A 23,946-nucleotide genomic window follows, 5' to 3' on the forward strand; every position below is an offset into this window, starting at 1 on the left:
CTATATCTACATCAGTGACTACCCCCGTCACAACTTCCTTCCAGGAGGGCCCGTGAAAAGAACCGTCGCCGCCGCCAGCGCAGCGCTGCTCACCAGCAGCGTGCTGGCCTGCGTCACCACCACGGCGCACGCGGCAGCACCTAGCGCCGCAAACCCCGAGCCCGCCGCCGCGGCCCGGGCCGACAGCCTGCTCCGTGCCAACCCCGGTGCCGTCCAGGGCGCCAGCGGGGAGGCGTACCAGGCCGTCCGCACCAAGGTCGACCCCTCCGGGGCGGCCCACACCCGATACTCCCGCACCTACCACGGCCTGCGGGTCTACGGCGGTGACTTCGTCGTCCACACCGCCCCGAACGGCACCATGGCCGGCACCTCGGTCGGCCTGTCCGCCCCGCTCACCCTGGGCACCACCGCAAAGGTCGGCGCGGCGGCGGCCAAGGCCAGCGCACGCAAGGCGTTCACCGGCAGCCTCACCTCCGTCGGCGCGCCCGAACTCTTCGTCGACGCCACGAGCGGCAAGGGCCGGCTGGCCTGGGAAACCGTCGCCACCGGGTGGAAGGCGGACAAGCAGACGCCGTCGAAGCTGCACGTCGTCACCGACGCCACCACCGGCAAGGTCATCGGCTCGTACGACGAGATCGAGTCGGTGCTCGGCAGCGGCCAGGGCATCTACACCGGCTCGGTGAGCATCGACACGACGCTCTCCGGCAGCACCTACCAGATGATCGACCCGTCGCACGGCAACGGCCGCACCTGCGACATGAACAACGGCACCTCGAGCTGCACCACGTTCACCGACGCCGACAACGTGTGGGGCAACGGCGCCAACTCCAACCGGCAGTCCGCCGCCGTGGACGCCCACTTCGGCGCCGCGAAGACGTTCGACTACTTCAAGAACGTCCACGGGCGCAACGGCATCTTCGGCAACGGCCAGGGCGTGCCGAGCCGGGTGCACTACGGCAACAACTACGTCAACGCGTTCTGGGACGGCGCCCAGATGACCTACGGCGACGGGTCGGGCAACTCCCGCCCGCTGGTCTCGCTCGACGTGGCCGGGCACGAGATGAGCCACGGCGTCACCGAGGCGCTGTCCGGCCTGAACTACTCCGGTGAGGCCGGTGGCCTCAACGAGTCGACGAGCGACATCTTCGGCAACATGATGGAGTTCTACGCCGCCGCGCCGAGCGACCCGGGCGACTACCAGGTCGGCGAGAAGATCAACATCAACGGCAACGGTACGCCGCTGCGCTACATGTACAACCCGTCGCTGGACGGCTCGTCCGACTCCTGCTGGTCCACCAGCACGAAGAACAAGGACGTGCACTACTCCTCCGGCGTCGGCAACCACTTCTACTTCAACCTGGCCGAGGGCACCGGCTCGACCGCGTACGGCACGTCGCCGGTCTGCGGTTCGGCACCGGCGGTCACCGGGATCGGCCGCGCCAAGGCGGAGAAGATCTGGTACCGGGCGCTCGACGTGTACTTCACCTCGAACACCACGTACGTGAACAACACCACCCCGTCGAACACCGCCCGCGCGTACACCCTGCGGGCGGCGACCGACCTGTACGGCAACTGCTCCACCGAGTACAAGACCGTGCAGGCGGCGTGGACCGCGGTGAACGTCGCCGGCAGCGACGCGCCGTGCAGCTCCACCGGCAACGACTTCTCCGTCTCGCTCTCCCCGACCGCCGGGTCGGTGACCGCGGGCGGTTCCGTCTCCGCCACCGTCGCCACGGCCACCACCAGCGGGTCCGCGCAGACCGTGACGTTCTCCGCGTCCGGCCTGCCGAGCGGCGCCACCGCGTCGTTCAGCCCCGCCTCGGTGACCTCCGGCGGCTCGTCCACCCTCACCATCGCCACCAGCTCGGGCACCCCGTCCGGCACCTACTCGGTGACGGTCACCGGCAGCGCCACGTCGGGCACGAAGACCGCCACGTACTCGCTCACCGTCAGCGGCGGCAGCGGCGGCTGCACCGGCGCGGGCCAGAAGCTCGGCAACCCGGGCTTCGAGACCGGCACCAGCCCGTGGACCGGCACCACCGGCACGATCGGCTCCTACAGCGGTCAGTCGGCGCACAGCGGCACCCGGTTCTCCTGGCTGAACGGCTACGGCTACCGCAGCAACGAGAACATCGCGCAGTCGGTGAGCCTGCCGTCGGGCTGCTCGACCTATAACTTCAGCTTCTGGCTGCACGTCGACTCGGCGGAGAGCACGACGAGCGTGCAGTACGACAAGCTGACCGTGCAGGTGCTCAGCTCCTCCGGCTCCGTGCTGGCGACGCTGGCGACCTACTCGAACCTGAACAAGGCCACCGGCTACAGCCAGAAGTCCTTCTCCCTGGCCTCCTACGCCGGGCAGACGGTCACGCTGAAGTTCACCGGCACCGAGGACGTCTCGCTGCAAACCTCGTTCGTCATCGACGACACCGCGGTCGACGTCTCCTGACCTGACCGCCCGACCCCGGGGCCCGGCAGCCACCCCACGCGGATGGTCGCCGGGCCCCGCCCGTTACGGTCGGAGTCATGTCCGACGCGGAGCTGACCGTCACCGTGACCGGCCCGGTGGCGACCGTGGTGATCCGCAACCCGGCCCGCCGCAACGCCATGACCCCGGCCATGTGGCGGCACCTCCCGGTGCTGCTCGACGGCCTGGAGGCCGACCCGACGGTACGGGCGCTCGTGCTCACCGGCGCGGACGGCACGTTCTGCGCCGGTGCCGACCTCGGTGACCTGGACGAGCTGCTGGACGCCGGTGACGGCAGCATCGCGGTGGCCGCCGAGGAACGGCTCGCCGCGTTCGGCCGCCCCACCGTGGCCGCGATCGAGGGCGCCTGCGTCGGCGGCGGCTGCCAGCTCGCCGTCGCCTGCGACCTGCGCCTCGCCGCGGCGGACGCCCGCTTCGGCGTACCCCCGGCCCGGCTCGGCCTGGTCTATCCCGCGCCGACCACCCGCCGGCTGGCCGGCCTGGTCGGGCCGGCCGCGGCCAAGCACCTGCTCTTCACCGGCGACCTGGTCGACGCCGAGCGGGCGCTGCGGATCGGCCTGGTCGACGAGGTGCTGCCGGCCGGCGCGCTCGCCGGCCGGGTGGCGGCGTTGACCGCCACCATCGCCGGGCGGTCCCGGCTCACCGTGACCGCCGCGAAGGAGATCGTCGACGGCCGCGCCGACGCCGACCGGATCGCCTGGTGGCACGCCCAGGTGCGGGCCAGCGGCGAGGCCCGCGAGGGGGTGGCGGCGGCAAACGAGCGCCGCCCCCCGCGCTTCCGCTGGACCCCGCCGGGTTGATCGTCGCCCGCCCCCGGACGCCCGCCCGGCCGGGCCGTAGCGGTGGGTGGAACGGCATGGACGTCAAATGCCTGCCGGTCCGTCGTCGTCATCGGGCCCGCCTTGTCGAGCCGAGATCGTGGCATCCGAGCTTCGGGGGGAGTGCGCGGCACGGCTCTCGCTGACGTGTGACAGCAACTCGTCGACCGACCACTGGTCGTAGGCGTGCTCGCCGTGTTTCACGGCGAGCACCCGGCCGTCGGGGGCGATCAGGAAGTCGGCCGGCAGCCCGAGTCGCCCGCCGTGCGGTGTGCGGGACGGCAGGCGCTCCCGGCCACGCAGGACGTGCCAGGTGCCGCTCGCCACGGCGCGCAGGATCGCTGCCCAGGCGCGTGGGTCGAGCAGCGATCGTCGCGCGGACTCCACCCCGAACTCCCGGTAGAGCCGTCGGTCGGGGTCCGCCACCACGGCGAACGGCAGGTCGGCGACGTGCTCGCGCAACTCGTCGGCGGGGGAGTGAAAGAGCACCACCTCGCGTACGCCGGCCGCCTCGATCTCGGCGTGCCGGCGCGCGATCGACCGCAGGTGGAGGTTGCAGACCGGACAGCCGGCGAAGCGGCGGAACTGGAGATGGACCAGGCGGTCGGCGTCCGGCAGGGCGATCTCCTCGCCGGTGACGCTGGTCAGGTGGCGTGCGGTGACGACGTCCATGCGCGCTCCCGTTGTAGGCGTACGACGTACTCCTACAACCGTAGGCGTATCTTGTACGCTGTCAAGGCCATGCCCCGTCCTCGTTCGCTGACCCCGGTCCAACTCGCCGACGCGGCGCTCGCGGTGCTCGACCGGGACGGTCTCGCCGGCCTCACCATGCGGGCGGTCGGCGCGCAGCTCGGCACTAGCACGATGGGTCTCTACCGCTACGTCGCCGACCGCGACGAGCTGGAGGCGCTGGTCGTCGAGCGGATCCTCGACCGGGTCGACATGCGCCCACCGGTCGACGTTCCGTGGCCGGACGGCATCCGGGATCTGGTCGACCGGGTGCGCTCCGCGGTCGGGGCCCACCCGGCCGTCGTGCCGTTGCTCCCCGCCCACCGGCACCACTCGCCCGGGATCCTGCGCTGGGGCGAGGCGGTGCTCGCGGTGCTGACCCGGGCCGGCCTCGCCGGCACCCGCCGGGTGGTCGCGTTCCGGGCCCTGCTCGGCTATGTGATCGGGGCGATCCAGATGGAGCACCTCGGCGCACTGGCCGGCCCCGCCACGGCGGTCATCGCGGCGCTGCCCCGTGACGAGTTCCCCCTGCTGGCCGAAACCGCGCGCGCGGCCGGCGCGGTCGGCCCGGACGACGAATTCGGCGGCGGGCTGGACCTCCTGCTCGACGGGATCGCCCGCCACCTCGACCGGTGACGGGCGCCGCGCCGAGGCGCGGAGGGTGAGGGCCGGCGGGCGCCGCGCCGGAGGCGTACCCCCGGCACCGCCCCCTGTGCCCGCCGGCCGTCCGTCACCGCGCCAGCGCGACCCAACTCGGGGTCGCCGGCTCCCGCCGCAGCGGCATGCCCGCCTCGGCTGGGGTCCGGTCGCCCTTGCGCTGGTTGCACGGGTAGCAGGCGGCGGTGGTGTTCCCCCAGGTGTTCCGGCCACCGCGCGAGCGGGGCAGGACGTGGTCGATCGTGGTGGCCGGGCCGTCGCAGAAGGCGCACCGGCGGCCGTCCCGGGCCAGCACCCCGGCGCGGGACCAGGCCGGGCCGGCGCGGAACCGCCAGCGGGTCACCACGTACCGGACGAGGCGGACCACCCGGGGCAGCGGGAAGACGCCGATCAGCCGGTCCGGCTCGGCCTCGTGGATCTCGGCGACCCGGCGGCAGAGCATCCGGATGGCGTGCTTGACGGTGACCCGGTGCAGCGGGCCGAGGTCGGCATTGATGACGAGGACGGCGTCCACCGGGCACTCCCTTCCCGATCGGTGGTACGAAAAAGCCGCCCGGTCCATGGGGACCGGGCGGCGACGACGTGGGCGCGTGACGCGCGTCAGTCGAGCCTTCCGGACCATGAGCAGCCGGAGCTGAACAGCCACGACGGCATCGTGGTGGCGTATCGCAGCGCCATGGACGGCTCCCGGAACGGTGGTTGACCTTGCGCGCTCACGGTAGATCGACGCCGGAGACGCCTGCAACGTATTTCGATTCGCGGTCGGAGGGTGGCTGCCGTCCGACCCGACGCGCGGCGGTGCTCACCGTTCGACGTCGCCGCCTACCGACGAATCATCGGGAACGGCCGGCCAGCAGGCCACGCGGGCGGACCGAGCGGACCGGTTCGGCCGCCGCCCCCTCGGCGCGCAGGATGTGGTTCGCCGCGATGATCCCGGTCGCCGCCGAACGCTCCATCAACGCGCTCGGGAACTCGGTGCGGATCCCGTCCCCGGCCAGATACAGCCCCGCCGCGTCGGTGCGTACCCCCGGACGGCCGGCGTGGCTACCAGGCGTGAACGCCGGCGCCTGCGCCTCGACCCGGGCGCGCAGTTCGCGTACCCGCAGGTCGGCCACCTCCGGCCAGAGCCCGGTCAGCTCCCGCAGCATCCGCGCGGCCAGCTCGTCGGTGGGCACGTCCGGCTCGCAGGCGTACGCGTGCAACTCCACCACCGAGCCGCCGGTGCGCTCCGCCCAGCGGCGCGGCTCCGCCTCCAACCGGTGGTAGAGCGTCACCGAGTCCAGTGTCGGCTGACGCGACACGCCGCTGAACACCGCCCGGTCCGCGCGGACGTCTCCGTCCATCCAGTAGCGCGCCACCGCGTACGGCGGGCCGGGCCGACCGAACGCGGGCATCCGCGCCACCAGCTCGGGTGCCGCCGCGCCCAGGCCGGGGGAGGCCGCGACAAGCGCGGCGAGCGCCGGCGGGTCGACCGCGAGCACCACGTGCCCGGCCATCCAGGAGTCACCGTCCGCGCCGGTCACCCGCCAGCCGTCCGGGGTACGGTCCAGCCGGGCGGCCGGCGAGCCGGTCAGCACCCGGCCGCCGTGCTGCTCCACGTGCCGGGTCAACGGCCCCCAGATCGCCGTCAAGTAGTCCTCGTCCGGGCAGTCGAAGGCCAGCCCTTCCGGGTTGCCGAGCAGATAGAAGTGGAACTGGGCGATCATCTCGGCGGCCGACATCTCCGCCTCGTGGTTGAAGAACGAGTGCGAGAAGACCTCGAACAGCATCGCCCGGGCCCGGTCCGGCAGCCGCAGCGAGGCGAGCAACTCGTCCGCGGTCCGCTCGTCGAACTCCGCGTAGGTGCGCACCGGGTCGTAGGTGAGCAGCGGGAGCGCCGCGTCCCGGTCCATCGCGCGCAGGTCCGCCAGGCGCACGCTCGGGCTGCGCAGCAGCAGCGCCAGCAGGTTGGCCGGCGGGGCGGGAGGCAGCTTGCCGAACTCCTCCGTCGGCCACCGCGCCGACAGGATCGGATAGCCCTTCACCGGCTTGAGGAACCCCAACGTCGGATCGACCCGGCGCAGGATCGACCGCCAGTTCCAGTACTGCCGGAAGAACGCGTGGAACCCGTGCTCGTTGCGCTGCACGCCGTCCGGCAGCGCCTCCGGCCAGGCCCCGAGCCGGCCGCCGAGGTGCGGCGCGGCCTCCAGCACGGTCACCGCCACCCCGCGCTCGGCCAGCACCACCGCCGCCGACATGCCGGCGATGCCACCACCCACCACGAGCGCCGACACCGGTCGCGGCACCCGGGCCGCGCCACCGCCGCCCGGGTCCACCACATGCTCACGTACGCCGATGAGCCGGCCGACCTGTTGCGACAGCCCCACGCCCCACCCTCCGCTCCCCAGGCCCCCATCCTGCCCCCGCCTTTCACGGGAGGCAGGGGCGGGGGCGGTCGGAGGGGGGCCAGACGTAGTCCAGGTCGGGTGGGGTGTCGGGAGGGAAGAGCGGGGTGTAGTGGATGGGGTCCTTGCGCAGCAGGGACGAACGGTGGCTGCGGTGCAGGTCGTCACGGCCCAGCCAGGGCGGAAGGTCACCGGCGGCGGCCAGCTCGTCCTGGGTCCGGATCGTCGTGACGCCGCAGGCGGCGGCGAGATCGGTGGCGAGCGTGCCGGCGCAGGTGTCGGCCCGGCCCGGCTCGCACCACACCGCGCACATGTCCAGCCCGTAGCGGGTCAGCGCCTCCTCGTACCCGGCCCACATCTTCACGGCGGGATGGTTGCGCCAGCCGTAGTCCGGCCGGGTCAGCCCGCGCAGCACCTGGATGGCCTCCACCCGCTGCTTGCCCAGCCGCTTCTGGTCCAGCGTCCGGGCGCTGGCCAGGAAGTCCGGATACGGCAGGAACGTCTGCATGGCGCTGCTCTACCCGCGCCCGGCCGTGACATGCGTTCAAGATCGGGGGCTGCGCCGGCCGCGAGCGGCTGGCTACGATCCGGGCATGGCCGAGCCCCTGCGCGACCGCGCGCGCCGCGCGACCGGGTGGCGGTTCCGGCCGAACGGGGACGAGCTGCCGCACTACGTGGTCTGCGGCTCCGACCCGCTTGCCTACTGGGTGGTGCGGGCGCTGCTCGCCACCGATCCGACCGCCGGTCAGGTCCGGGTCACGCTCGTGGTGCCGGAACGCCGCCGCTCCGACGGCCCCGACGGGCGGGATGTGCCGGGGGTACGCGTGGTGACGGCGGACCGGCTGGACGAGGCCACGTTCCGGCGGGCCGGGCTGGCCGACGCGGACGGGCTGGCCCTGCTGTACCAGGACGACGTGGGCAACATGCACGCCGCGCTCTGCGCCCAGGCGGTCGAGCCCCGGCTGCGCCTGGTGGTGCGGATGTACAACACCAATCTGGCCGACGGGCTGCGTCAGCTCTTTCCCGATTCGGCGGTCATCTCCGACGCCTCGATGGCCGCTCCCGCATTCGTCGCCGCCGCGCTCGGCGAGTTGGCGCCGACCCACTTCCGGCACGCCGGTCGCACGCTCTACGTGGCCCGTCGCGCCGACGTACGCCCGCAGGACGTGGTCTGCGGCCTGGCCGTCACGACCGACCCGGAGCTGGTCCGGGTGTTGCCGGCCGACGAGGTCGCGGCCGACGTGGTGCTGGCCGAGGCGACCGGCCGCCCGGCGGGCACCGAGCTGGCCGCCCGCCGGCTGGTGCGGGCCCGGCGGCGCCGCCAGCCGGTGGCGGTGGTGCTCCGGGCGGCCCGCAGCTTCGCCACCCGCAAGATCGGCATCGCGGTGCTGGTGCTGCTGGGGGTGATCGCGGTACTCGGCTGGTTGAACGCCCGGGCGGCGGGCGTCACCTGGGGCGAGGCGCTCTACCTCACGCTGGTCACCACGCTCAGCGGCCAGGATCCGGACGTCACCAAGCCGGCCGCCGCCCAGGTGATGCAGGTGGTTCTCAACCTGGCCGGGCTGGCGCTGATCCCGCTGATCACCGCCGCCGTGGTCGACGGCATCGTCAACGCCCGGCTGGCCCTGCACTCCGGCCGGATCCAACCCGACCGCTCCGGGCACGTGGTGGTGGTCGGGTTGGGCAACATCGGCACCCGGGTGATGGCCCAGCTGCACGACTTCGGCGTCGAGGTGGTGGCGATCGACAAGGACCCCGACGCGCGGGGCGCCGCGCTTGCGCACCGGCTGGGGGTGCCGGTGATCGTCGCCGACGCCGGCCTGGAGGAGACGCTCCGCGCCGCCTCGGTCGACACCAGCCAGGCGCTCGTGGTGGTCTCCACCGACGACGGGGCGAACCTGCGTGCCGCGCTCATCGCCCGTTCCCTCGACCCGGATCTGCGGGTGGTGCTGCGGTTGTTCGACGGCGACTTCGCCGAGCGGATCCAGCAGGCGTTCGGGATCGGCATCTCGCGCAGCGTGTCCTACCTGGCCGCGCCGTCGTTCGCGGCGGCCCTGCTGGATCGCGCGGTGATCGCCACCATCCCGGTCGACCGGCACGCGCTGCTGGTCACCGAGGTGCCGGTGGTGGCCGACTCGCCGCTTGACGGTCGTCCGCTCGGCGCGGTCGCCCGTCCGGGCGAGGTGCGCCTGCTCGCGCACACCCGCACCGGGCAGAAGGCCGACTGGTCGGTCGACCCGCGGGTGGTGCTGCGCGCCGGCGACCGGTTGACGGTGGTGGCCCGCCGGGCCGGGCTGACCGCCCTGCTGCGGGAGACCACACCCGGACCGCTCGCCGCGCCGTTTCCCCGCCAACCTGATGAGTAACCTACGGCGCTAGTTCCAAGGTAGTGTGGAAGTCATGGGTGCGGTCTATGAAGAGCTTCCCTTCAGCGAATTCCTCCATCATCCGGCCGCCACGGCGGACCGGCTGGAGAAGGTGCGCGCCCTGCGGTTGCGCCGTCGGGGTGCCGGTGACCTGGCGTTGACCCGCGCCGACCAGTTGGAACGGGACGCGGTCGTCGTCGATTTCACCGCCCGACTACTGGCCGGCATGGTTCGTACCGGGCCGTTGGCGGCCGTCCGTCGAGTGTTGGGCGAGGCCCTGCCCTGGGTCGCCTTCCTGCCCGACGAGGACGTCGACCAGTTGCTCGCTGAGCTGACCACGGTCGCGCAGGGCGCCGCCTCACTGGAGAATCTGTCGCCCGTCGCGGTCCTGCTGACCCAGTGGCGGCACACTGCCGAGGTGCACGCCGATCCCGTCCTGCTCGAGCACGTCGGCGGGGAGCCCAGCGGAGACTTCGGTCCGGTGCCTGCGCCGGACGCGCAGCCGTGAGCCCGAAACGGGGCGATCGGGCGGCGCCGCCGGCCGTCGCGGGCGAGTACGAACTGCGCTTCGCCGACTCGGCCGCTGCAGAGGGCTGGGAGCATCTGGCCCGCCAGGTGCCGACGAACCTGCGCCGGGCGTTCGAAGCGCTGCGGGCGGACCCGCGATCCATGGCGAACCCCGACCGTCATCACCGACTCAAGGGCTTGTTGGCGACCAGCCACTGGAAGGGCCAGGCCCTGGAACGCTGGCAGTACGAGGTGACCGGCGGCGGCCGGATCTGGTATCTGATCGACGACGAGCGCCGCACGGTCTGGCTCACCTATGCGGGCACCGGCCATCCACGCGCGACCGAGTGAGCAGGGTCAGGTCGCGCGGGCGGTGTGGCGGACGGCGTACCAGGCGGCGCCGAGGGCGAGCACGCCGAAGCCGGCGAGGACGCTTGGCAGCGGCAGGCTGGCCGCGAGCACCAGGCACCCGACCAGTCCCAGCGCGGCGAGCAGCGACGGGCCGAGCGTCAACGCCGAGGCGTTGGTGATCGCGTAGTAGACGAGCACGGTGAAACTGGAGAAGCCGATCGCGCCCCGGACGTCGGCAAGCGCCACCACGACGATCACCACGGCGGCCACGGCCAGCTCGGCGCGGTGCGGCACCCGGTGGCGCGGGTGCACGGCGGCCAGCGCGCCCGGCAGGTCCCGGCGGCGGGCCATCGCCAGCGTGGTTCGCCCGATGCCGGCGAGCAGGGAGAGCAGCACCCCGGTCACCGCGACCGTAGCCCCGGCCCGCACCAGCCAGGCCAGTCCGGGCCGGCCGGCCGCGGTCACCACGTCGACGAGCGGGGCCGTCGAGGCGGCGAGCCGGCCGGGGCCGAGCACGCCGAGCGCGACCACGGCGAGCGTCAGGTAGATCGCCAGCACCGCGCCGAGCGCCAGCGGCACCGCGCGTCCGATGGTGCGTTCCGGGTCGCGGACCTCCTCGCCGAGCGTGGCGATCCGCGCGTAGCCGGCGAAGGCGAAGAAGAGCAGGCCGGCGGCGGTGAGCACGCCGTGCGTCCCGACGTCGGCGACGCCGGTGAGCCGGTCGGTCGCGACCTGCGGCGCGCCGGTCACCGCCACCACGGACAGCACGGTGAGCACCACCGCGACGAGCACCCGGGTGGCGGTCGCGGTCTTGCCGATGCCGCGCAGGTTCACCGCGGTCACCGCCACGACCGCGCCGACCGCGACCAGCCGGGCCTGGCCGGGCCAGAGGTACGCGCCGACGGTCAGCGCCATCGCCGCGCAGCTCGCCGTCTTGCCGACCACGAACCCCCATCCGGCGACGAAACCGGCGAACGGGTGCAGCCGCTCCCGGCCGTAGACGTAGGTGCCGCCGGACTCCGGGTAACGGGCGGCGAGCCGCGCCGAGCTGATGGCGTTGCAGAACGCGATGAAGCCGGCGAGCGCGAGCGCGACAAGCAGGCCGGCGCCGCCGGCCGCCGAGGCGGCCGGAGCGAAGACCACGAAGACGCCCGCGCCGAGCATCGAGCCCAGACCGATGACCACCGCATCGGGTACGCCGAGCCGCCGCGCCAGCCGTTCCACAGAGGCAGCCTAGGGGCGCGCGGTGAACAGCGGGTGCCGTCCTCGGTCGGCGGACCGATCCGAGCCGGTCGGCCGCCTTACGAAGTCGGCGCGGACGAGCCGGTCGGCCGCCTTACGAGCCGGGGCGGCGCCGGGTCGGTCGGCCGCTGCTCAGTCCGGGGCGGACCAGACCACCGGCCGCGCCCACTCGCCGAGCCGCCGGGGCAGCGGCAGATCGTCCCAGGGCACCCGGCGCAGCAGCCGGTCCAGCAGCAGCCCGAGCAGCAGCCCGGCGACCGAGTCGGTGAGCCAGTGCCAGCCCAGGTAGACGGTGGTGCAGAAGACGATCGCCGGGGGCGCCACCCGGACCACGGTGATCAGCCGGGGCGGGACGGCGCGGCCGACCGTGCGCAGCAGCGGGGCCAGCAGCAGGGCGAGCACGCCGTACCAGACGATCGCGTTGGCCACGTGCCCGGACGGGTACGACTGGGCGAAGCGCACCGGCAGTTCGTGCTGGAACAGCGGCAGCGTCTGCTCGGGTGGCAGGAACGGCTCCTTCACGCTGGCGCTCGGCGCCGGTCGTGCGGTCCACACCTTCAGCGGACCGATCGTGCAGAACGTCAGCACGAACGCCGCCACCGGCGGAAGCACCGCCCGCACCGCCCGCAGCCGCAGCGCCAGCAGCACGCCCAGCCCGGCCGCCAGCAGCGTCAGCGGGGTGCCCTGGCCGAGCAGGTTGAACGCCATCGCGATCCAGCGGGCGACGGTCGGCCGGTGCGCGGCGGACCAGTCGGCGACGGCCCGGTCGAGCCCGAACAGGTGCCCTGCGGCAAGTGTCACGGTCAGCGCCACGAGCGCGGCGAGCAGCAGCCCGTCGCACCACCACCCGGCCGGTCGGACGGGCCGCAGCCGCAGGTCGCGGCGTACCCCTGAGGTCTGACGCACGCGCACACGCTACCGGCCGCCGACGGCGGCCGGGGCAGCGGCGGTTGTGTGCCGAGCCACGAAGGGAGGCGTTCCCCGGCGGTCACCGGTCACACTGGTGGCCGTGCGGATCACTTCGGCCCTCGTCGACCCGGCGCTGCTCGACCTTCCCTGGTCGACCCCGCTGGCCGAGTGGCCTGCCGAGCATCTGGTGGCGCTACCCCAGGGCATCTCCCGGCACATCGTCCGGTTCGTCCGGCTCGGCGGCTTCGTCTACGCGGTGAAGGAGACCGGGGAGCGGGTCGCCGAGCGCGAGTACGACCTGCTGCGGGCGCTTGAGCGGATCGACTTCCCGTCGGTCGAGGCGATCGCGATCGTGGCGGACCGGCAGACCGACGACGGCGAGCCGCTCGACCCGGTGCTGATCACCCGGCACCTCCAGTTCTCCCTGCCCTACCGGGCGCTGTTCTCCAACACGCTGCGCCCGGAGACGATGAACCGGCTGCTGGACGCGCTGGCCGCGCTGATCGTCCGGATGCACCTGACCGGTTTCTTCTGGGGTGACTGCTCGCTGTCGAACACGCTGTTCCGGCGGGACGCGGGCGCGTTCGCCGCCTACCTGGTGGACGCCGAGACCGGGGCGTTGCACCCGTCACTCTCCAACGGCCAGCGCGGGGAGGACCTGGAGATCGCCCGGGTGAACATCTTCGGCGAGGCGCTCGACCTCCAGGCCGCCGGCCTGCTGCACGAGTCGATCGACCCGGAGGTGGTCTGCGAGGAGGTGGTGCGGCGCTACGAGCAGCTCTGGCACGAGATCACCTACGAGCAGCAGGTCGAGCGCGCCGCCCGGCACGACATCGAGGGCCGCATCCGTCGCCTCAACGAGCTGGGCTTCGACGTGGCCGAGGTGGCGCTGTCGACCGTCGACAACGGGCGCTACCTGGTGCGGCCCAAGGTGGTCGACGCCGGCTACCACACCCGGCGGCTGCTGCGGCTGACCGGTCTGGACGCCGAGGAGAACCAGGCCCGCAAGCTCCTCAACGACCTGGACGCCTACCGGGTGGAGAGCGACCTGACCGACGAGCAGCAGGCGGCGCACCGCTGGCTCACCGAGGTGTTCGAGCCGGTGGTCCGGGCGGTGCCCGCGCACCTGCGCCGCAAGCTGGAGCCGCAGGAGCTGTTCGCCCAGATCATCGAGCACAAATGGCTGCTCTCCGAGCAGGCCGGCCGGGACGTGGGGATGCGCCGGGCGGTGCACTCCTATCTGGCCGACGTCCTGGTGCACCGCCCGGACGAGCAGGCCGTGCTCGGCGTCGAGGTGCCCACCGCCTGACTCACTCCACCCACTCGCCGGCGCGCATCACCCGGACCACGTTCAGTTCGTCGTCGAGCACCACCAGGTCGGCGCGCAGGCCGGCCTGGAGCGCGCCCACCCGGTCGCCGAGGCCGAGCGCGCGGGCCGGGGTGGTGGCGGCCATCCGGACGGCGTCGGGCAGCGCGACGCCCGCGCCGACCGCGTGCCGCAGCGCGGCGTCCATGGTGAGCGTGCTGCCGGCGATCGCGCCGTCCCGGCTGAGCCGGGCCTCGCCACCGGCCACGGTGACCGCCTGGCCGCCCAGCTCGTACTCGCCGTCGGGCATGCCGGCGGCGGCCATCGCGTCGGTGACCAGGGCGGCCCGGTCCGGGCCGGCGACCGAGGTGGCGAAGCCGAGCATGCCGTCGTGCAGGTGTACGCCGTCGGCGACCAGCTCGCACACCACGTTCGGGGCCTCCAGCAGCGCCACCACCGGGCCGGGCTCGCGGTGGTGCACCGGACGCATCCCGTTGAACAGGTGGGTGCCGACGCTCGCCCCGGCGGCCACCGCCGCGCGGGTCTGCGCCCAGGTGGCGTCCGTGTGCCCGACGGCCGCCACCACGCCGTTCGCCACCAGCAGCTCGATCGCCGCGGTGGCGCCCGCACGCTCGGGGGCCAGCGTGACCATCCGGACCGCGCCGCCGCCCAGTTCGATCAGCTCGGTCAGCTCGTCGGTGGACGGGTCGCGCAGGAACTCCGGGTTCTGCGCCCCGCAGCGGTCGGCGGACAGGTAGGGGCCCTCGAAGTGGAGGCCGGCGAGCACGCCCGACTCGACGAGCGGCCGGAACGCGGCGGTGGCGTCCCGCATCAGCGCGAACGGGGAGCTGACCAGGCTGGCCAGCAGCGTGGTGGTGCCATGGCCGAGGTGGAACGCGGCGGCCTGCCGGGCGGCAGCCGGGTCGCCGGTGGTGAACGTGTGGCCGCCGCCGCCGTGGGTGTGCATGTCCACGAAGCCGGGCACGATCCAGTGTCCGTCGCGCACCGACGGATAGTCGGCGACCGCGCTGATCCGGCCGTCCCGGATCTCCACGCAGCCCTGCCGGATGACGCCGGTCGGGGTCACCACCTTGCCGGTCACGCGCCGGGTCATCAACTCTCCTTCGCCAGGGTGTCCAGGGCCAGCAGGGCGGCGCCGAGGCAGCCGGCCTCGTCGCCGAGGGCGGCCGCGACCAGGCGCGGCTCGCGGTGGAACGTCAGCCGCTCGCGCAGCGCGTCGCGCAGCGGGTCGAACAGCCGGGGACCGGCCTGGGCCAGCCCGCCGCCGATCACCACGGTAGCCACGTCGTACAGCGCCTGCCCGGTGGCGAGCCCGTCGGCGAGCGCCTCGACCGCCTCCCGCCAGACCGCACCGGCGAGCTGCTCGCCGGCCGCCGCCCGGTCGGCCACCTCGGCGGCGGTCGTCGGCACCCCGGCCAGCTCCGTGTAGCGGCGGCCGATCGCCGAGGCCGAGGCCACCGCCTCCAGGCAGCCGGCCCGGCCGCAGCCGCAGCGCGGGCCGCCGGGGCGTACCAGAATGTGTCCGATCTCCCCGGCGGCGCCGTGCGCGCCGGCGGCGGCCGACCCGTCGACCACGTGCGCGGCGGCGATGCCGGTGCCGATCGCGACGAAGAGCACGTGCCCGGCGTCGCGGCCAGCGCCGAGCCTGGCCTCGGCCAGGCCACCCACCCGCACGTCGTGGCCGAGCGCCGCGGGCAGGCGCAGGCGCGCCCGCGCCAGGTCCCGCAGGGGTACGTCCCGGAAGCCCAGGTTCGCCGACCAGACCGCCACCCCGTGGGCCTCGTCGACCACCCCGGGCACGGCGATGCCGCAGGCCACCGGCGTGAAACCGCCGGCGCGGGCGGTGGCGGCCAAGCCCTCGGCCACGTCGAGGACCGTCCCGACCACGGCCTCCGGCCCGCGCTGGGCGTCGGTGGCGTGCCGTTCGGTGTGCACGGTCGTGCCGTCCGGCCGGACCAGGGCGCACTTTATCCCGGTGCCGCCCACGTCCAGCGCGACGACGACCTCGTCGCGCTCGATCACGCCAGAACCACGGAGCGGGTCAGGTGGCGGGGCGCGTCGGGGTCGAGGCCGCGGCTGGTGGCCAGCGCGACCGCGAAGCGCTGGGCGAGGATCAGGTCGGCCATCGGGTCGACCGGGTTACGGCCGGCCGCCCAGCTCGTCAGCACGGTGTGGCAGCCGTGCGTGCGGCTGTGCACGAACGCCGCGCCGGTGGCCGCCACGTCCTCGGCGAGCCCGTCCGGGATCCCGCCGAACGCCCAGACCAGCCGGCCCGGCGCGCCGATCGAGATGGGACCGTGGCGGTAGTCCATGGCCGGGTACGCCTCGGCCCAGAACGTGGCCGCCTCGCGGCACTTCAGCGCGGCCTCCTGGGCCAGCCCGACGGTCCAGCCGCGACCGAGGAACGTGACCTGCTCGATGCGGGCCGGGTCGATCGGCAGCGGCGCCCGGACGGCCACCTCGGCGTCGGCGGCCAGCCGGCCGAGGTCCTCGCCGAGGTGGGCGCGGAGCAGCGCCAGCGCGGTGGTGGCGAAGCGGGTCTGCACGACGGAGCGCTCGTCCGCGAAGGGCAGCGCGACCGTGGCGTCGGCCAGGTCGACGGCGGGCGAGGCCGGGTCGCCCACCAGGACCGTGGTGGGGATCTGCCCGCGCAGCGCGGCGAGCAGGTCGAGCACCTCGGTGGTGGTGCCGGAGCGGGTGATCGCGATGAGCCGGTCGTAGCGGCGGCCGGTCGGGAACTCGCTGGCCTGGAAGGCGTCGGTCTCGCCCTGGCCGGCGGTTTCGCGCAGCCCGGCGTACGCCTCCGCCATGAACCACGACGTGCCGCAACCGACCACGGCGACCCGCTCACCGGGGCGCGGCAGGCGCTCGGCGACGGTCGGCGCGAGCCGGGCCGCCTCCCGCCAGCAGTCGGGTTGGCTCGCGATCTCCGCGTGCACGTACGCCATCACCACTCCTCGCCACGGGAGACCTTGCGCAATACGGCGCGATCCGGCCTTCTTTCGCGCGTCATTCTGCGCGAAGTGAGGTGGGCGTCGCAACCGTCTCCCCGTTCGCGCAGAACAGGGTTTTGCGCAGACCCAGTTTCGCGCACTACTGTGCACGCAACCGATCACCGTACGTGCACAGGCAGGGGAGGCCCCCGCGGTGGACCGCTACGCGCGTTGGAACGCGCTGCTCGAGATGCTCACCGACAGCGGCCGGGTCAGCGTCGAGGAGGCGGCCGAGCGGCTGGAGGTCTCCCAGGCGACCATCCGGCGGGACTTCGACCAGCTCGCCCAGCAGCAGATGATCACGCGGACCCGGGGCGGCGCGGTCGCCAACGGCGTCTCCTACGACCTGCCGCTGCGTTACAAGACCGCCAAGCACTCGGCGGAGAAGCAGCGGATCGGCGCCGCCGCCGCCGCGCTCGTGTCCCCGGGCACGGTGGTCGGGCTGAACGGCGGCACCACGAGCACCGAGGTGGCCCGCGCCCTGGCGGTCCGGCCGGATCTCAACACGAGCGCCGAGGGGGCCCAGCTCACCGTGGTCACCAACGCGCTGAACATCGCCAACGAGCTGCTGGTGCGCTCGCGGATGAAGGTGGTGGTGGCCGGCGGCGTGGTCCGGCCGAAGTCGTTCGAGCTGGTCGGGCCGCTGGGCGGGGCGTTGCTGCGCGAGGTCACCCTGGACGTCGCGCTGCTCGGCGTGGACGCGATCGACCCGCAGCTCGGCGCCGCCGCGCACCACGAGGGCGAGGCGGCCATGAACAGCCTCATGGTGGCCCGCGCCAAGCGGGTCGTGGTCATCGCCGACTCGTCCAAGCTGGGCGGGCACGCGTTCGCCCGGATCTGCTCGGTGGACCGGGTGGAGACGCTCGTGACCGACTCCGGAGCGTCACCGAGCCTGGTGCAGGCGTTCCGCGAGGCCGGCCTGCACGTCGTCTGCGCCTGAGGGTTAAGGCGGGGGCCCCGCTTAACGCCTCCGGTAGAGGCGGGGCCCCCGCTTAACACGCCGACCCTGCATACCGGGTATTGCCTTCGCGTGCATACCGCGTATGGTGTCGCTGTCGCCTAACTTATCGGGGGAGGTCAGCTGTGTCGGCTGTCCTGGAGATCGAGGGTCTCCGTAAGACGTACCGGAGCCGGAAACGCGGGGTCCGCCACGCGCTCGACGGCTTCGACATGCGGGTCGAGGCCGGCCAGGTGCACGGCTTCCTCGGCCCGAACGGTTCGGGCAAGACCACCACGCTGCGTACGCTGCTCGGGCTGATCCGGCCCAACGGCGGCCGGATGGCGATCCTCGGCCAGGAGCTGCCGCGGGCGCTGCCGGCGGTCGCCGGGCAGGTCGGCGCCATCGTGGAGAGCCCGCAGTTCTTCCCGCACTTCTCCGCGCGGGACACGCTCGGCCTGCTCGCCCAGGCCGGCGAGCTGCCGAAGCAGCGGGTCGACGAGGTGCTGGAGCTGGTCGGGCTGCGCGACCGGGCCGGGGAGCGGGTGAAGACCTACTCGCTCGGCATGAAGCAGCGGCTCGCCGTCGCCTCCGCGCTGCTCAAGGAGCCCAAGCTGCTGATCCTGGACGAGCCGGCCAACGGCCTCGACCCGGGCGGCATCCGGGAGATGCGCGGGCTGATGCGCAACCTCGCCGAATCCGGCATGACCGTGGTGCTCTCCAGCCACATCCTGGGCGAGATCCAGCTCATCTGCGACTCGGTCACCATCATCTCGCTCGGCCGGCGGGTCGCTTTCGGGCCGGTCGAGCAGGTGCTCGCGGCGCACTCCCAGGGCTCCGTGCGGGTACGCCTGGAGGCGGTCACCGACCTGCCCCAGGCCGTGGAGACGCTCACCCGCTCCGGGATCCGCGTCGCCAGCGAGCCCGACCACCTGATGCTGTCCGGCGTGGACAAGCCGGCGGTGGTCAGCCGGCTCCTCGCCGAACAGGGCCTCTACGTCAGCGAGCTCACCCCGGTCGCGGTCGACCTGGAGAGCGTCTTCCTCGAACTGACCGCCACCGCGCCGGTCCCCGGCCAGCACCGTCAGGTCGATCAGTCCGCCAAGGTCGACCAGACCGGCACCGCAGGAGGTTGGGGCGCATGAGCCTGTTCGTCACCGAGCTGCGCCGGCTCGCCAAGCGCCGGCTCACCCGGCTGCTGTTCGTCCTGCTGGTGCTCGGGCTCGCCACCGTGGCCACCGCGTTCAGCTTCTCCAGCCAGAAGCTCTCGCCGGAGACGGTGGCCGCCGCCCAGGCCGAGTCCGACCGCCAGTACCGGCAGTCGGTCCAGGACTGGCAGCGCACCGTGACCGAGTGCGAGGCCGCCCAGGCCCGCGGTGAGCAGACCGAGGACCGGTACGGCCCGAACTGCGGCAAGGACTACCAGCCGCAGCCGGAGATGTTCGACCCGAAGTGGAACCTGCCGTACCAGTTCGACTTCCGGGCCGAGTTCCCCACGTTCATCGCCGTCTTCGCCGGTGCGGTGGCGCTCTTCGCGTTCATCGTCGGCGCCTCCTTCGTGGGCGCCGAGTGGAACACCGGCGGGATGATGAACCTGTTGCTGTGGCGACCGAAACGGCTCGCCGTGCTCGGCACCAAGCTGGCCGCGCTGCTCACCACCATGCTCGGGCTGAGCGTCGTGCTCGGCGCGTTGTGGACCGCCGCGTTCTGGCTGATCGGCACATCCCGCGGCACCACCGCGAAGATGACCGCCGGGGTGTGGCGCTCGATCGGGCTGGACGGCCTGCGGGCGGTGGCGCTGGTGCTCGTCGTCGGCGCGGTCGCGTTCGCGCTGGCCTCGCTGGGTCGGCACACCGCGATGGCGCTCGGGGCGGCGGTGGCGCTCTTCGCGGTCAGCGAGATCGGCATCCGGATCGCGGTCGGCGTGCTGTCGGTGCCGTTCGGCGAGCGCTACGTGCTCTCCACGTACGCCCAGTCGTGGTTCATGAAACAGGCTGAGTTGTTCGACTACGACACCTGCCAGTTCGCCAGGGGCGCCTGCGATCCGGCCAGGTACGTGGTGACCTGGCAGCAGTCGGCGGTGGTGTTCGGCATCGGCGCCGCGGCGGCTCTGGTCGGTGCGTTCTGGACGATGCGCCGGCGGGACATCTCCTGACCCGCGGTCCGCGCCGCCGTAGCTCTGCGACGGCGGCGCGGACCGCGCGGGGCGATGCGGTCGAGGGCGGCCCTGGTTACGCTGGGGTTCCCCTCGGCCGGCGCGTCTCCCGCGCCGGTCCTTCTTCGTCGGAGAGGAGCGCCATGTCCGCCGACGCCACGGACCGGACCGCGGTGGAGCGGCCCGACCCGTCCGGACCGCCGGAGGGTACGCGCCGGACGGCCGTCCCCCCGCCGCGCACCCCGTCCGAGCCTGCCGGCGAGACCCCGTCCGAGCCGGCCGGTGCCTCTTCGCCCGAAGCCGGTGATGACGCGGCCGGTGCGGACGCGGCCGGCGACGACGACGCGACCGGCCCCGCCGAGGCGGACGCGGCCGATGGGCTGACCGAGCGGGAGCGGCGGATTCTCACCTTCGAGTCCCGGTGGTGGAAGCACGCCGGCGCCAAGGAGCAGGCCATCCGGGACACGTTCGGCCTGTCCGCAACCCGCTACTACCAACTGCTCAACGGGTTGCTGGACCATCCGGCCGCGCTGGCCGCCGAGCCGTTGCTGATCGGCCGGCTGCGCCGGTTGCGCTCGTCGCGGGCCCGCAACCGGCGGCGTTGACGGGTCTCACTTCTCGTAGGTGCGCAGCCCGTTGCCGATGGCGAAGAAGGTCGGCGCCCACTCGCCGATGAAGATGCCCCAACGGTCCGCCCGCGCCATGCCGGCACGCTCCAGGCTCTTGGAGAGAAACCAACTGGTGAACGAGAGCCCGATGCTGACGAAGCCGGCGAGGTAGGCGTGCTCCGCGCGGATTCCCGACTCGTGCAACCGCTCCAACATGTCGACCCCCTGTCGTGGTCCGTCCAACCCGAAGCTACCGACTGACCTTTGCCGGTGACGCACAGTTGTCAGAATGCGTCGGCGCTCCTTCCGGCGTGAGCGCCCTCACCCCGGAACGGACCGGTCGGATGACAACGCAGCGTGAGCCGGAACACCCCGGGGGTACGACCGGTCGACCCGCTCCGCCGTACCGGCAATGAGTGCCCAAAGGGGTGGACGCGCGCCGGAGCGGCCGGCAGACTCCGGCTCGTGACGGGTGCGGTACGGCTGGAGCCGGTGGACGAGCGGAACATGGAACCGTTGCTCTCCGTAGCGGCGGCCGAGGCGGAACCGGAGGATGTCATGCCTCCGGTGGACGCCCCGGCCGGCTGGTCGCTGGCCCGCCGGGACGCCTTCCGCGACTTCCACCGGGCCAGCTTCGGCGGGCTGGACGGTCCGACGCGCACGCTGATGTTCGCGATCGTGTCCGGCGGTGAGGTGGTCGGCATGGTGCGGATGACCCGCCGGGACGAGCCGGGGACGGTGGAGACCGGGATGTGGCTCGGCCGGTCGGCGCGAGGTCGGGGCCTGGGCGCCGCCGCGCTGCGGGAGTTGCTGCACGCCGCCGCGGCGGCCGGCATGCACACGGTCGTGGCCGACACGACGCCGGACAACGCCGGGGCCATTTCCGTGCTTCGTAAATGTGGCGCGGAACTGCGGGAAGAGGGCGGGAAAATGCACGCCCGAATGTGTCTTGATTCCGCCCTGCCGACCCGCTGACACCACCCGTCACTTCTCGCCTTTCCCCTGTTCACATCTGCTGCGTCGCGACGTTTCGCCCCGGCTGTGGCGTGTTTCGGGCATGCTCTGACGGGTACTGCCGGCCGGGTCCGCTGATGCGGGGTACACGGTCGCAGGCCGCCTTTGCTGATCCCTGGCAATTTCGTTCCGGGCCTGCTCCGGCGCACGAGGTGTCTCTTCCGCCGGGGAGCGAAGGAGAGCTGATGAAGAGCGGAGCTCGGATCGCCCTGGCGGTCGGTTTCGGATATGTGCTCGGTCGGCGCAGGAAGCTGCGTACGGCGCTCACCCTGGCCGCCGCGGTCGCCGCCGGCCGGGCCAGCCAGAACCCCGCCGGCCTGAAGCAGATGGCCACCGGCCTACTCGGGTCGAACCCCCAGCTGAGTAACCTCGGCAAGCTCGGTGCGCCGCTGGTCACCGCCGGTCGGGCCGCGGCGACCGCCGCCGCCGGCAGCGGAATCGACGCGGTGAGTGGTCGGCTACGGGGCGGCGCGGACGCGCTGCGCCGCCGGTCCGGCGGCCAGTCCGCCGACGGTTCGCTCGGGCCGCGGTCGGCTCCGGACGAGGAACCGGAGCTCGACGAGCAGCCGGACGCCGGTTATGACGAGACCAACGATCAGATCGACGACGAGGACCGGGACGAGCAGCCGGCCCCCGTACGCCGTTGGCGGGGGCGGTGACCATGTCCACGAGCGACCTCGTCGGGCGCGCCCGCGACCAGATCGGCGGCGAGCTGCGCAATCTCGTCTCCGCGATCGGTGAACGTGCCGTGCAGGTAGTCACCGAGCGGGTCACCGGCGTGACCGGTCGGCTCAGCGAGTACGCGAAGCAGGGCGGTGGACCGGGCCTGGTCGCCGCGGCCACCGGCGCGCAGAAGCTCGCCGACGGCCACTCCCCGCTGACGGCCGTGTTGCATGCCGGCGTGGCCGGCGGTAAGGAGAAGCTGATGTCGGCGTTCGGCGGCGGCAAGGGTGGCAAGGGCGGCGGCAAGAAGCTCAAGGTCACCAACATCGTCGAGACCATCGAGGTCGGCGTGCCGGTCCGGGTGGCCTACAACCAGTGGACCACCTTCGGCGACTTCCCGAGCTTCATGAAGAAGGTCGAGCAGGCCGACTGCGACGAAGACGAGAAGATGACCTGGAAGGCGCAGGTCCTGTGGTCGCACCGGACCTGGGAGTCGACGATCGTCCGGCAGATCCCGGACCGGCTGATCCACTGGCGGTCCACGGGCGACAAGGGCTCGGTCGACGGCACGGTCAGCTTCCACGAGGTCGGCCCGGAGCTGACCCGGATCCTGGTGGTGCTTGAGTACCACCCGCAGGGCCTCTTCGAGCACACCGGCAACCTGTGGCGGGCGCAGGGCCGTCGGGTCCGGCTGGAGCTGAAGCACTTCGTCCGGCACGTGATGACCGAGACCGTGCTCGACCCGGACTCGGTCGAGGGTTGGCGGGGCGAGATCCGGGACTCCCAGGTGGTCAAGGACCACGAGACCGCGCACCGCGAGGATCAGGAGCGGGGCGGTGGTGGGGAGCCCGCCGGGCGTGGCCGCCGCCGGCCGTCGCAGCGCCGCCGTCCGGTCGAGGAGCAGGAGTACGACGAGTACGACGCGGGCGAGGACTTCGACGACGAGGAGTATGACGAGGAGCCGGAGGAGCTGCCGCCGCCGCGCCGCCGGCAGCCCGAGCGGACTCGTCGACCGCAGCGCGACGAGCGGCCGGCCCGCGAGGAGCGGGCCCGTCGTGCCCCCGAGGCGCCCCGCCGGCCGGTGGTCAGGCGTCGCCGGGAGGAGCGCGACGAGTGAGGGTGGCGACGGCGGGCGGTCCGGCTCGCCGTCGCCCTCGTCAGTGGGGGTCGAGGTTCTCCAGCAGTGACGGGTCGCGCCGGATCATCTCGGCGAGCCGGGCCGCCGGGTCGGTACCGACCGGGTCGTGTCCGGGGTCGACCACCGTCTTCACCGACATCGGCCAGGCCGGCGGCGGCTTCGGCGCGGGCACCGGACCCACCGTGACCGTCGGTCCGGCCCAGGAGACCCGTAACGGGTACGCCTGGTTGCCCCGCTCCACCCGGACCGTCACGGCGAGCCCCGGGTGATCGGCGACGACCCGCCGGAGCGCCTCGGCGACCTCCTCGACCGGGTCCCGCCGGGGCGGCGGTGGCGTCTCCCCGCCGCGCAGCCGGTACGCGCCGTGCCCGGCCCGAGGGTCGGTCGGTTCGACCATGTCCGGCCCGGTGGCGTAGGGCTCGGCGAGGTCGGGCCCGGCGCCGTAGGGCTCGGCGAGGTCAGGCCCGGTGGCGTAGGGCCCGACCAGGTCAGGCCCGGTGAGGTCGGGTCCGGCAAGGTCCGGCCCGGTGAGGGCCACGCCCCGGTTTGCCCCCTCGGCCGGCTCCCCGGGCAGCGGGGCCCGGCGGCGCTGCGCCTCCTCGCGCCGGGCCAGCCGGGCCAGTGTCTCGTCCAGATCACCTCTCATCGCGTCCACCCCTTCGA

General features: G+C 73.4%; 25 protein-coding genes. 14 read left to right on the forward strand and 11 right to left on the reverse strand.

Annotated elements, in window-relative coordinates; translation table 11 throughout:
• Nucleotides 1-52 precede the first annotated feature (52 nt).
• Together O7602_RS00935 and O7602_RS00940 are read left to right on the forward strand one after the other, a co-directional pair.
• On the forward strand, nucleotides 53-2,446 hold the full coding sequence (locus O7602_RS00935; RefSeq protein ID WP_281586356.1) for a M4 family metallopeptidase: 2,394 nt from the start codon (nucleotides 53-55) through the stop codon (nucleotides 2,444-2,446).
• Nucleotides 2,447-2,523: 77 nt separating this feature from the next.
• Nucleotides 2,524-3,285, forward strand: coding sequence for an enoyl-CoA hydratase/isomerase family protein (locus O7602_RS00940; RefSeq protein WP_281586357.1), 762 nt, complete (start codon nucleotides 2,524-2,526; stop codon nucleotides 3,283-3,285).
• Between the two features lie 63 nt (nucleotides 3,286-3,348).
• Here O7602_RS00940 and O7602_RS00945 read toward each other — a convergent pair whose 3' ends face one another.
• Nucleotides 3,349-3,975 (reverse strand): peroxiredoxin-like family protein, encoded by a 627-nt coding sequence (locus tag O7602_RS00945; RefSeq protein WP_281586358.1) that lies wholly within the window; start codon nucleotides 3,973-3,975, stop codon nucleotides 3,349-3,351.
• Between the two features lie 69 nt (nucleotides 3,976-4,044).
• Here O7602_RS00945 and O7602_RS00950 point away from each other — a divergent pair, with 69 nt between their 5' ends.
• The gene (locus tag O7602_RS00950) at nucleotides 4,045-4,668 is read left to right on the forward strand and encodes a TetR/AcrR family transcriptional regulator C-terminal domain-containing protein (RefSeq protein WP_281586359.1); all 624 of its coding nucleotides are present in this window, start codon (nucleotides 4,045-4,047) and stop codon (nucleotides 4,666-4,668) included.
• A gap of 94 nt (nucleotides 4,669-4,762) precedes the next feature.
• Here the strand turns inward: O7602_RS00950 and O7602_RS00955 are convergent, their stop codons facing one another.
• The 3 genes from O7602_RS00955 to O7602_RS00965 all read right to left on the reverse strand — a co-directional run bounded on the left by O7602_RS00955 (nucleotide 4,763) and on the right by O7602_RS00965 (nucleotide 7,581).
• Nucleotides 4,763-5,203, reverse strand: a complete 441-nt coding sequence (locus tag O7602_RS00955; protein WP_281586360.1) for an HNH endonuclease — start codon at nucleotides 5,201-5,203, stop codon at nucleotides 4,763-4,765.
• 319 nt (nucleotides 5,204-5,522) lie between these two features.
• A complete protein-coding gene (locus O7602_RS00960) occupies nucleotides 5,523-7,055 on the reverse strand; it encodes an FAD-dependent oxidoreductase (protein ID WP_281586361.1) in 1,533 nt (510 codons plus the stop codon).
• Between the two features lie 43 nt (nucleotides 7,056-7,098).
• A complete protein-coding gene (locus tag O7602_RS00965; RefSeq protein WP_281586362.1) occupies nucleotides 7,099-7,581 on the reverse strand; it encodes an MSMEG_6728 family protein in 483 nt (160 codons plus the stop codon).
• A gap of 85 nt (nucleotides 7,582-7,666) precedes the next feature.
• Between O7602_RS00965 and O7602_RS00970 the strand changes: the two genes are divergently transcribed.
• From O7602_RS00970 to O7602_RS00980, 3 genes are read left to right on the forward strand one after another with little or no spacing between them, the layout of a single operon-like run.
• Nucleotides 7,667-9,439: an NAD-binding protein gene (locus O7602_RS00970; protein ID WP_281586363.1), complete on the forward strand. Its 1,773-nt coding sequence runs from the start codon at nucleotides 7,667-7,669 to the stop codon at nucleotides 9,437-9,439.
• A gap of 34 nt (nucleotides 9,440-9,473) precedes the next feature.
• Nucleotides 9,474-9,947: a hypothetical protein gene (locus O7602_RS00975; RefSeq protein ID WP_281586364.1), complete on the forward strand. Its 474-nt coding sequence runs from the start codon at nucleotides 9,474-9,476 to the stop codon at nucleotides 9,945-9,947.
• Nucleotides 9,944-10,297 carry a hypothetical protein gene (locus O7602_RS00980; RefSeq protein WP_281586365.1) on the forward strand — a complete coding sequence of 118 codons (354 nt, stop codon included), beginning with the start codon at nucleotides 9,944-9,946 and terminating at the stop codon, nucleotides 10,295-10,297. The genes O7602_RS00975 and O7602_RS00980 overlap by 4 nt, the downstream gene beginning before the upstream one ends.
• Before the next feature lie 6 nt (nucleotides 10,298-10,303).
• Here the strand turns inward: O7602_RS00980 and O7602_RS00985 are convergent, their stop codons facing one another.
• Nucleotides 10,304-11,521, reverse strand: a complete 1,218-nt coding sequence (locus O7602_RS00985; RefSeq protein WP_281586366.1) for an APC family permease — start codon at nucleotides 11,519-11,521, stop codon at nucleotides 10,304-10,306.
• Nucleotides 11,522-11,671: 150 nt separating this feature from the next.
• Entirely contained in the window at nucleotides 11,672-12,445 is a 774-nt protein-coding gene (locus tag O7602_RS00990) for a phosphatase PAP2 family protein (RefSeq protein ID WP_281586367.1), read from the reverse strand.
• A 103-nt stretch (nucleotides 12,446-12,548) separates the two neighbouring features.
• Here O7602_RS00990 and O7602_RS00995 point away from each other — a divergent pair, with 103 nt between their 5' ends.
• Nucleotides 12,549-13,757, forward strand: a complete 1,209-nt coding sequence (locus O7602_RS00995) for a DUF4032 domain-containing protein (protein ID WP_281586368.1) — start codon at nucleotides 12,549-12,551, stop codon at nucleotides 13,755-13,757.
• Nucleotide 13,758: 1 nt separating this feature from the next.
• On the opposite strand, the gene nagA is transcribed toward O7602_RS00995, so the two are convergent.
• The 3 genes from nagA to O7602_RS01010 are packed head-to-tail and all read right to left on the reverse strand — an operon-like array spanning nucleotide 13,759 to nucleotide 16,723.
• Nucleotides 13,759-14,868, reverse strand: coding sequence for an N-acetylglucosamine-6-phosphate deacetylase (nagA, locus tag O7602_RS01000; RefSeq protein WP_281586369.1), 1,110 nt, complete (start codon nucleotides 14,866-14,868; stop codon nucleotides 13,759-13,761).
• Nucleotides 14,868-15,797 carry an ROK family protein gene (locus tag O7602_RS01005; RefSeq protein WP_281586370.1) on the reverse strand — a complete coding sequence of 310 codons (930 nt, stop codon included), beginning with the start codon at nucleotides 15,795-15,797 and terminating at the stop codon, nucleotides 14,868-14,870. Before O7602_RS01005 ends, nagA begins: the two co-directional genes overlap by 1 nt.
• The gene (locus tag O7602_RS01010) at nucleotides 15,794-16,723 is read right to left on the reverse strand and encodes a sugar isomerase (protein ID WP_281586371.1); all 930 of its coding nucleotides are present in this window, start codon (nucleotides 16,721-16,723) and stop codon (nucleotides 15,794-15,796) included. The genes O7602_RS01005 and O7602_RS01010 overlap by 4 nt, the downstream gene beginning before the upstream one ends.
• 199 nt (nucleotides 16,724-16,922) lie before the next feature.
• Here O7602_RS01010 and O7602_RS01015 point away from each other — a divergent pair, with 199 nt between their 5' ends.
• The 4 genes from O7602_RS01015 to O7602_RS01030 all read left to right on the forward strand — a co-directional run bounded on the left by O7602_RS01015 (nucleotide 16,923) and on the right by O7602_RS01030 (nucleotide 20,465).
• Nucleotides 16,923-17,708 carry a DeoR/GlpR family DNA-binding transcription regulator gene (locus O7602_RS01015; protein WP_281586372.1) on the forward strand — a complete coding sequence of 262 codons (786 nt, stop codon included), beginning with the start codon at nucleotides 16,923-16,925 and terminating at the stop codon, nucleotides 17,706-17,708.
• 230 nt (nucleotides 17,709-17,938) lie between these two features.
• Nucleotides 17,939-18,850: an ATP-binding cassette domain-containing protein gene (locus O7602_RS01020; RefSeq protein WP_281590049.1), complete on the forward strand. Its 912-nt coding sequence runs from the start codon at nucleotides 17,939-17,941 to the stop codon at nucleotides 18,848-18,850.
• The gene (locus O7602_RS01025) at nucleotides 18,847-19,860 is read left to right on the forward strand and encodes an ABC transporter permease subunit (protein ID WP_281586373.1); all 1,014 of its coding nucleotides are present in this window, start codon (nucleotides 18,847-18,849) and stop codon (nucleotides 19,858-19,860) included. The genes O7602_RS01020 and O7602_RS01025 overlap by 4 nt, the downstream gene beginning before the upstream one ends.
• A 143-nt stretch (nucleotides 19,861-20,003) precedes the next feature.
• Complete coding sequence (locus O7602_RS01030) at nucleotides 20,004-20,465, forward strand: DUF3263 domain-containing protein (RefSeq protein WP_281586374.1); 462 nt, start codon at nucleotides 20,004-20,006, stop codon at nucleotides 20,463-20,465.
• Between the two features lie 6 nt (nucleotides 20,466-20,471).
• Here O7602_RS01030 and O7602_RS01035 read toward each other — a convergent pair whose 3' ends face one another.
• Nucleotides 20,472-20,684, reverse strand: coding sequence for a hypothetical protein (locus O7602_RS01035; RefSeq protein WP_281586375.1), 213 nt, complete (start codon nucleotides 20,682-20,684; stop codon nucleotides 20,472-20,474).
• Nucleotides 20,685-20,933: 249 nt separating this feature from the next.
• On the opposite strand from O7602_RS01035, the gene O7602_RS01040 reads away from it, so the two are divergent.
• The 3 genes from O7602_RS01040 to O7602_RS01050 all read left to right on the forward strand — a co-directional run bounded on the left by O7602_RS01040 (nucleotide 20,934) and on the right by O7602_RS01050 (nucleotide 23,262).
• Entirely contained in the window at nucleotides 20,934-21,443 is a 510-nt protein-coding gene (locus O7602_RS01040; RefSeq protein ID WP_281586376.1) for a GNAT family N-acetyltransferase, read from the forward strand.
• Between the two features lie 224 nt (nucleotides 21,444-21,667).
• Nucleotides 21,668-22,141 carry a hypothetical protein gene (locus O7602_RS01045; protein WP_281586377.1) on the forward strand — a complete coding sequence of 158 codons (474 nt, stop codon included), beginning with the start codon at nucleotides 21,668-21,670 and terminating at the stop codon, nucleotides 22,139-22,141.
• A 2-nt stretch (nucleotides 22,142-22,143) separates the two neighbouring features.
• Nucleotides 22,144-23,262, forward strand: a complete 1,119-nt coding sequence (locus O7602_RS01050; protein WP_281586378.1) for an SRPBCC family protein — start codon at nucleotides 22,144-22,146, stop codon at nucleotides 23,260-23,262.
• A gap of 40 nt (nucleotides 23,263-23,302) precedes the next feature.
• Here O7602_RS01050 and O7602_RS01055 read toward each other — a convergent pair whose 3' ends face one another.
• Nucleotides 23,303-23,929: a hypothetical protein gene (locus O7602_RS01055; RefSeq protein ID WP_281586379.1), complete on the reverse strand. Its 627-nt coding sequence runs from the start codon at nucleotides 23,927-23,929 to the stop codon at nucleotides 23,303-23,305.
• Between the last annotated feature and the right edge of the window lie 17 nt (nucleotides 23,930-23,946).

It is taken from the genome of Micromonospora sp. WMMD1128 (assembly GCF_027497235.1).
Taxonomy (GTDB): Bacteria; Actinomycetota; Actinomycetes; order Mycobacteriales; family Micromonosporaceae; genus Micromonospora.

Excerpts from the sequence above, each read along its gene's own strand:
- O7602_RS00940 (WP_281586357.1), top strand. The coding sequence starts at position 2,524 with ATGTCCGACGCGGAGCTGACCGTCACCGTGACCGGCCCGGTGGCGACC.
- O7602_RS00945 (WP_281586358.1), bottom strand. The coding sequence starts at position 3,975 with ATGGACGTCGTCACCGCACGCCACCTGACCAGCGTCACCGGCGAGGAG.
- O7602_RS00950 (WP_281586359.1), top strand. The coding sequence starts at position 4,045 with ATGCCCCGTCCTCGTTCGCTGACCCCGGTCCAACTCGCCGACGCGGCG.
- O7602_RS00965 (WP_281586362.1), bottom strand. The coding sequence starts at position 7,581 with ATGCAGACGTTCCTGCCGTATCCGGACTTCCTGGCCAGCGCCCGGACG.
- O7602_RS00970 (WP_281586363.1), top strand. The coding sequence starts at position 7,667 with ATGGCCGAGCCCCTGCGCGACCGCGCGCGCCGCGCGACCGGGTGGCGG.
- O7602_RS00975 (WP_281586364.1), top strand. The coding sequence starts at position 9,474 with ATGGGTGCGGTCTATGAAGAGCTTCCCTTCAGCGAATTCCTCCATCAT.
- nagA (WP_281586369.1), bottom strand. The coding sequence starts at position 14,868 with ATGACCCGGCGCGTGACCGGCAAGGTGGTGACCCCGACCGGCGTCATC.
- O7602_RS01010 (WP_281586371.1), bottom strand. The coding sequence starts at position 16,723 with ATGGCGTACGTGCACGCGGAGATCGCGAGCCAACCCGACTGCTGGCGG.
- O7602_RS01020 (WP_281590049.1), top strand. The coding sequence starts at position 17,939 with ATGCGGGTCGAGGCCGGCCAGGTGCACGGCTTCCTCGGCCCGAACGGT.
- O7602_RS01025 (WP_281586373.1), top strand. The coding sequence starts at position 18,847 with ATGAGCCTGTTCGTCACCGAGCTGCGCCGGCTCGCCAAGCGCCGGCTC.
- O7602_RS01030 (WP_281586374.1), top strand. The coding sequence starts at position 20,004 with ATGTCCGCCGACGCCACGGACCGGACCGCGGTGGAGCGGCCCGACCCG.
- O7602_RS01035 (WP_281586375.1), bottom strand. The coding sequence starts at position 20,684 with ATGTTGGAGCGGTTGCACGAGTCGGGAATCCGCGCGGAGCACGCCTAC.
- O7602_RS01045 (WP_281586377.1), top strand. The coding sequence starts at position 21,668 with ATGAAGAGCGGAGCTCGGATCGCCCTGGCGGTCGGTTTCGGATATGTG.
- O7602_RS01050 (WP_281586378.1), top strand. The coding sequence starts at position 22,144 with ATGTCCACGAGCGACCTCGTCGGGCGCGCCCGCGACCAGATCGGCGGC.
- O7602_RS01055 (WP_281586379.1), bottom strand. The coding sequence starts at position 23,929 with ATGAGAGGTGATCTGGACGAGACACTGGCCCGGCTGGCCCGGCGCGAG.